The 5,345-nt window shown below is 69.9% G+C and carries 6 protein-coding genes; 2 read left to right on the top strand and 4 right to left on the bottom strand.

Translation table 11 applies throughout. The features are described from left to right. Nucleotides 1-12: 12 nt before the first annotated feature. Nucleotides 13-714, bottom strand: a complete 702-nt coding sequence (locus tag ACWGIG_RS36505; RefSeq protein WP_453326020.1) for a neocarzinostatin apoprotein domain-containing protein — start codon at nucleotides 712-714, stop codon at nucleotides 13-15. Between the two features lie 251 nt (nucleotides 715-965). Beyond that, nucleotides 966-1,979: an adenosine deaminase gene (gene add, locus ACWGIG_RS36500; protein WP_453326019.1), complete on the bottom strand. Its 1,014-nt coding sequence runs from the start codon at nucleotides 1,977-1,979 to the stop codon at nucleotides 966-968. Between the two features lie 278 nt (nucleotides 1,980-2,257). Here add and ACWGIG_RS36495 point away from each other — a divergent pair, with 278 nt between their 5' ends. Next, nucleotides 2,258-2,680 carry a DUF350 domain-containing protein gene (locus ACWGIG_RS36495; protein ID WP_453326018.1) on the top strand — a complete coding sequence of 141 codons (423 nt, stop codon included), beginning with the start codon at nucleotides 2,258-2,260 and terminating at the stop codon, nucleotides 2,678-2,680. On the opposite strand, the gene ACWGIG_RS36490 is transcribed toward ACWGIG_RS36495, so the two are convergent. Then, the gene (locus tag ACWGIG_RS36490) at nucleotides 2,658-4,250 is read right to left on the bottom strand and encodes an MFS transporter (RefSeq protein WP_453326017.1); all 1,593 of its coding nucleotides are present in this window, start codon (nucleotides 4,248-4,250) and stop codon (nucleotides 2,658-2,660) included. The two genes, ACWGIG_RS36495 and ACWGIG_RS36490, sit on opposite strands and share 23 nt — an antisense overlap. A gap of 78 nt (nucleotides 4,251-4,328) precedes the next feature. Between ACWGIG_RS36490 and ACWGIG_RS36485 the strand changes: the two genes are divergently transcribed. Next, nucleotides 4,329-4,625, top strand: a complete 297-nt coding sequence (locus tag ACWGIG_RS36485) for an ArsR/SmtB family transcription factor (RefSeq protein WP_453326016.1) — start codon at nucleotides 4,329-4,331, stop codon at nucleotides 4,623-4,625. Nucleotides 4,626-4,645: 20 nt separating this feature from the next. Here ACWGIG_RS36485 and ACWGIG_RS36480 read toward each other — a convergent pair whose 3' ends face one another. Beyond that, on the bottom strand, nucleotides 4,646-5,287 hold the full coding sequence (locus tag ACWGIG_RS36480; RefSeq protein ID WP_453326015.1) for a GntR family transcriptional regulator: 642 nt from the start codon (nucleotides 5,285-5,287) through the stop codon (nucleotides 4,646-4,648). Between the last annotated feature and the right edge of the window lie 58 nt (nucleotides 5,288-5,345).

The raw sequence follows: 5,345 nt of genomic DNA, 5'->3' as shown, positions 1-5,345 counted from the left end.
GGTACGGAGCCGCTACGGCTCCGTCGGGGCCGGCAGCGGCTGCCCCGCGTCGAAGCGCAGGGCCTGCCGTACGCTCTCGGGGCCGCGCACCCGTGACGCGAAGGCGACCAGTTCACAGGCGCCCTTGGGGCGGCAGTCGACGTCCCGTCCGTCCCGGGTGCGGAAGCCCACCTGGACGGTGACCTCGCGCCGGAGACGGCCCTTGTCGTCGGTGGCGGGCGGGCGGGCGAAGGTCCGGCAGTCCACGTAGTCGAGGGCTCCTGCGATGCACTGGACCACACCGAAGTGGTACTGCGGCTCGTACCCGCGTCCTGTGACGGTGACCTTCTGCTCGTGCAGCAGCTTCCTGTTCGGGGTGATCCTGAAGGTCGGCGCGGCTTCCAGCAGAGCATCCGCCTTGAAATTCAAGGGAGTTGAGGTGAGGACCTGCTTGCCACTGTTGTCGAGCATCGCCAGCTCGCACGGGGCGACGGCGGTCCGGCAGTCGACCTTGCCCGACGGCGTTTCCAGCTTCGCGTAGATCTTCTTGGGCGACTCGCGGAAGGTGCCGTCCGGGAGCACCCGGAACTGCCGCCGGGTGTCGTCGTCACAGGTCGCCTCCGACGGACCTGCGGCGCACATCATGACCCACACGTACTGCTTGGCAGGTCCGCCGGTGATGCGAAAGGTGGCGATGTCGCCGTCCCGGAGGCCCGTGGTCTTCCGTACGTTCAACTGCGGTCCTTCGTCTGGCACTTGGGCCGCACCCGGCTGCGCCCCCAGCAGCGGGAGCACGAGTGCCCCGACCGCGATCCCCGCTCCCGCGAGGGCTCTCCGGGATCTCCTCGACTGCTTCGTACGCATACAGGCCCCCCTGTGACCACGCCCACCCCCCTTGGGCGGGACGGCACCATAGTGGCAGCCGGAGACCCCCGACACCCCGTGATCGCCGGGGCGTTGGGGGCGTCCGCACACTGTGTCCGGAATCAGGCGCCGTACGCGTCCAGTTCGGCCAGCAGCTCGTCCTTGACGGCCGGCGTGGCCCAGGAGATCTCGACCGCGTTGCACTGCAGCCGCACCAGTTCGGCGTCGGTGAGGCCGAGGGCGCCGCGCAGGGCGGCGAGGTTCTCGGCGACGTACCCCTCGAAGTAGGCGGGGTCGTCGGAGTTGACGGTGACCTTGATGCCGAGATCGAAGAGCTGCCTGATCTCGGTGGCCTTCATGCCTGCGGTGACGAAGCCGTTGGAGATCGGGCAGGTGGTGAGGCCGATGCCGCGGCGCCGGATCTCTTCGACCAGCTTCGGATCGTCGAGGGCGTTGGTGCCGTGGTCGATGCGCTCGACGCCGATGACGTCGAGGGCCTGGCGGATGTGTTCGGTGGTGTTCTCCTGGTCGATGTCGCAGTGCATCGTCAGACGGAAGCCCTCGGTGAGGGCACGGGCGAAGACGGCGGCGAACTTGACCGGCGGGTTGCCCCTCTCGTCCGAGTCGAGGCCGACGCCGACGATCCACTCCTTGTACGGGAGTGCCTGGACGAGGGTCGCCATGGCGAACTCGGCCTGGAAGTCGCGCAGGAAGCACAGGACGAGATGACCGCGGAAGCCGGTGGTGCGCAGGGCGTCGTCCAGGGCGCGGGTGAGGCCGCGGATCACGGTGTCGAAGGAGACGCCGCGGCCGGTGTGGGCCTGCGGGTCGAAGAAGATCTCCGCGTACCGGACGTTCTGCGAGTGGGCCTTGGCGGCGTAGGCGGCGGCCAGGTCGTAGAAGTCCTGCTCGGTGACGAGGACCGACATGCCCTCGTAGTACTGGGTGAGGAAGGAGGGCAGGCTGTCGAAGGCGTACGCGGCGCGGACGGCGGCCTCGTCGGCGTACGGCAGCTCGATGCCGTTGCGGGCGGCGAGCGCGAGCTTGAGCCCGGGCTCCAGGGTGCCCTCGATGTGCAGGTGCAGCTCACACTTGGGCAGGCCCGCGATGAAGGGGTCGACCTCGATGGCGGTCATGGGTTCTCGCTCTCCGGAGAGGGGTGGGGGCGGTCGGCGGCTGAGGACCGTACTGCGACGGACTGCGTGGGGCAGTCGATCACGGCGGGGCCCGGGGCTGCGCCCGGTGACGGAGTGGTTCGCCCGTGCTGGTCACGGGGTGCGGGAGCCCCCTGCCGTGTCCCGGCACCCGTGCCGTAGGTCCCTTGCCTGTTCCCAGCAGCCGTGCGATAGGTTTTGCGTCTCCTTTAACACGCGTGCCCCAGAGGTACGCCTCACCACGGGGATTGAACTTCTCAATGGAAGACATCGTCAACGGAATTGGCCGTGCCGCCGCTTACGGCGCCCTCGGCGTCGTCCTCCTGACCCTCGGCATTTTCCTGGTGGACGCGCTGACTCCGGGCAAGCTCGGCCGGCAGATCTGGGAGCAGCGCAACCGCAACTGCGCGGTGCTGCTCAGCTCCGCGCTGCTGGGTATCGGCGGGATCGTCTTCACGTCGATCTGGACGACGTACAACGACTTCGGCAAGGGCCTGGTGTCGACGGCGGCGTTCGGGGTGCTCGGCCTGGTGATGATGGCGATCGCGTTCTGGGTGGTCGACGTGGTGACGCCCGGCAAGCTGGGCAGGACGCTGGTGGAGCAGGAGCCGCACCCGGCGGTGTGGGTGACGGCTTCCTGCAACATCGCGGTGGCGGCGATCATTTCGGCGTCGATCGCCTGATCCTTCGGTCCTTGGCCGATGCTTCGGGAAGCGGGTCCGGGTCGCCCGGGCCCGCTTCCGGTGCGTCCGGGGCTGCTTCCGGTGCGCCCGGGCCTGCTTTCCGTACGCCCGGGCCTGCTTCCGGTGCCTCCGGGGCTGCTTCCGGTGCGTCCGGGGCTGCTGGGCTGTGCGTCCGCAGGCCTGCGCCGATGCCCGCGAGGGCGGCGAGCGCGGTGACGGTGAAGACGACACCGAGCGAGCTGCTCCGGTCCCAGCCCCGGGTCGCTCCGAAGGCGCTGACCGCCGTACCGAGGCCGGTCATCACGGCGACGGACAGGGTTTCCGACAGCTGAAGGTTCGAGCTGGCCGCGCCTTCCTGCCCCTTGGGGGCGAGCCCCAGCACGATGGTGGTGACCGCCGGGTACACGAGGCCCATGCCGAATCCGGCGACCGCCCAGCCGACGACGGCCAGGGTGACGCTCTTCAGGTCGGTGCCGACGGCCAGCGCGATCAGCGCGTCACCGGTGAGCAGCAGCACGAATCCCGCGACGACCCTGCCGTGCCGTCCCCCGCCGGCGCTGCGGGTGTCGAGCTTCGCCTGGATCCAGGCGCCCGCGACCCAGGTGAGCGCTCCGGACGACAGGGCCAGGCCCGACTGGAGGGTGGTCAGGCCGAGCACCTGGGTCATGCTCAGCGGGAAGAAGGACTCCGCCCCGTAGTACGCGGTGCTGACGAGGCCTCGAACGACCATCCCGGCGGGCATTCCGCGTCGTACGGCGAGCGTGCCCGGCGGCAGCAGCCGGCGCAGCACCGGTACGGCGACGGCCGCGCCCGCCAGCACGAGCGGCACGGTCAGCGCCAGGTTCTGTTCTCCGAGACCGGCGAGGACCGCGCCCGCGCCGACCACCAGGAGCAGGGTGAGCGGGATGCGGCTGCGGTCAGGCGCCGTCCCCTCGGGCCGCCCCAGGCCGCGCAGGGCGGGCAGCGTGAGCAGGACGCCGATGGGCACCAGGGGCACGAGGGCGAGGAAGACGACCCGCCAGTGCGTGGCCTCGGCGATCCCGGCGGCGACCGCGGGGCCCAGCAGGGCGGGCAGTGTCCAGGCGGATGCCACCAGCGCGAGCATCCGGGCGCGCAGCCGGTCGGGGTAGGCGCGTCCGACGGTGAGGTAGGCGAGGGCCAGTACGCCGCCCACTCCGGCGCCCTGGAGGGTCCGTCCGAGCAGGAACACGTACCAGTCCGTGGCCGCGGCGGCGACCGCGCAGCCGACGACGAACAGCAGGAACGCCTGGAGGTAGGGGCGGGTCGGGCCGACCCGGTCGGCGCCCTGTCCTGCGAGGACGGTGCCGAAGATGTTGGCCAGCATGAAGGCGGTGAACGCCCAGCCGTACAGGCCGAGACCGCCGAGCTCCTCGGCGACCGGGGGCAGGACCGTCGCGACGCCGAGCCAGAGGAAGGCGACGAGGGTGACGGAGAGGATGAGCCCGGTGGTCAGCCTGCGGTGTTCCGGGGACCAGACGCCTTCTTCCCGAGAGCCGTCGTCTGCGGATAAGGCGTCCTGTGCGGTACGGCCCGAAGAGGGTCCACTCATCGGATGCGTCACCTCCATATAGTTGAACTCCTATATAGCGCTACGACTATATAGAGGACCCTTGATACCCTGTCAAGCGTGAGAGACGATCATTCAAGTGCCGTGTTGCTCAAGGCCCTTGGCCATCCGGTGCGGCTGGGCATCATGCGCGCGCTCGCCGAGCGGCCCGAGACCTGCGCCTGCGACTTCACGGAGCTCTTCGCCGTGTCCCAGCCGACCATCAGCCAGCACCTGAAGGTGCTGCGCGAGGCCGGGCTGGTGAGCACACGGCGGCGCGGCGTGCAGATCTGCTACTCGGTGGTGCCGGAGGCCGTGGCCGAGCTGCGTGATCTGATGGGGAGCCTCGCGCCGGTCAGGCTGGCCGACGCGGTCTGACACCTGCCGACGGGGGGTGCTCAGTCCGTGAGGCGTTCGAGGATGCGGTCCATGCCGCTGTTCCAGTTCTCCTTGAGCGCCCGTACCGCGCCCGGCACGTCGCCGCCGACCAGGTGTTCGGCGATCCGCTCGTGCTCCTCCGCCGACCGCTCCAGCACGTCCTGGTCGCCGAGGGCGACCTGTTCGTAGCGGTGCATGGTCAGTTTGAGCGAGGCGATCAGGCCCATCAGCCGCTCGTTGGGGCAGCCGGAGAGCAGCAGGGCGTGCCAGGCGTCGTCGTACCGTTCGATGACGTCGTGCGGCGCCTGCGGGGCCGAGAAGGCGCGGGCCTCTTCGAGCAACTTCGGTCCGAGGGCAGCCAGTTGGAGGGGATCGGTGGACTCCAGGGCGAGGGACTCCAGGGTCGCGACGATGGTGGTGAGGTCGCGGAACTCCTGGGCGCTCAGCGGCGCGAAACGAAAGCCCTTGCCGCGCTCGCTGGTGATGATGCCCTCGCGCTCCAGCGAGATCAGGGCTTCCCTGAGCGGGGTGCGGCTGACGCCGAGTTCGGTGGCGAGGCGGCCCTCGTTGATGGATTCGTCGGTCGGGATCGTGCCGCGTCCGAGCCGTTTGATCAGCTCTTCCTTGACCTGCTCGCGCAGTGGGCGGTTCTCGATCGGCATGTCGGCGGCCCTTCCCTCGTTCGGCTCAGATTATCGGCCGCCCGGGGTACGGCCGTAC

The sequence above is a fragment of the Streptomyces sp. NPDC054863 genome (assembly GCF_053610825.1).
The sequence above is the reverse complement of the archived record's forward strand: the minus strand, read 5'-3'. Positions and strand labels throughout refer to the sequence as shown.

Bases quoted from the DNA above. Each gene is read 5' to 3' on its own strand.
- add (WP_453326019.1), bottom strand. From the start codon at position 1,979: ATGACCGCCATCGAGGTCGACCCCTTCATCGCGGGCCTGCCCAAGTGT.
- ACWGIG_RS36495 (WP_453326018.1), top strand. From the start codon at position 2,258: ATGGAAGACATCGTCAACGGAATTGGCCGTGCCGCCGCTTACGGCGCC.
- ACWGIG_RS36490 (WP_453326017.1), bottom strand. From the start codon at position 4,250: ATGAGTGGACCCTCTTCGGGCCGTACCGCACAGGACGCCTTATCCGCA.
- ACWGIG_RS36480 (WP_453326015.1), bottom strand. From the start codon at position 5,287: ATGCCGATCGAGAACCGCCCACTGCGCGAGCAGGTCAAGGAAGAGCTG.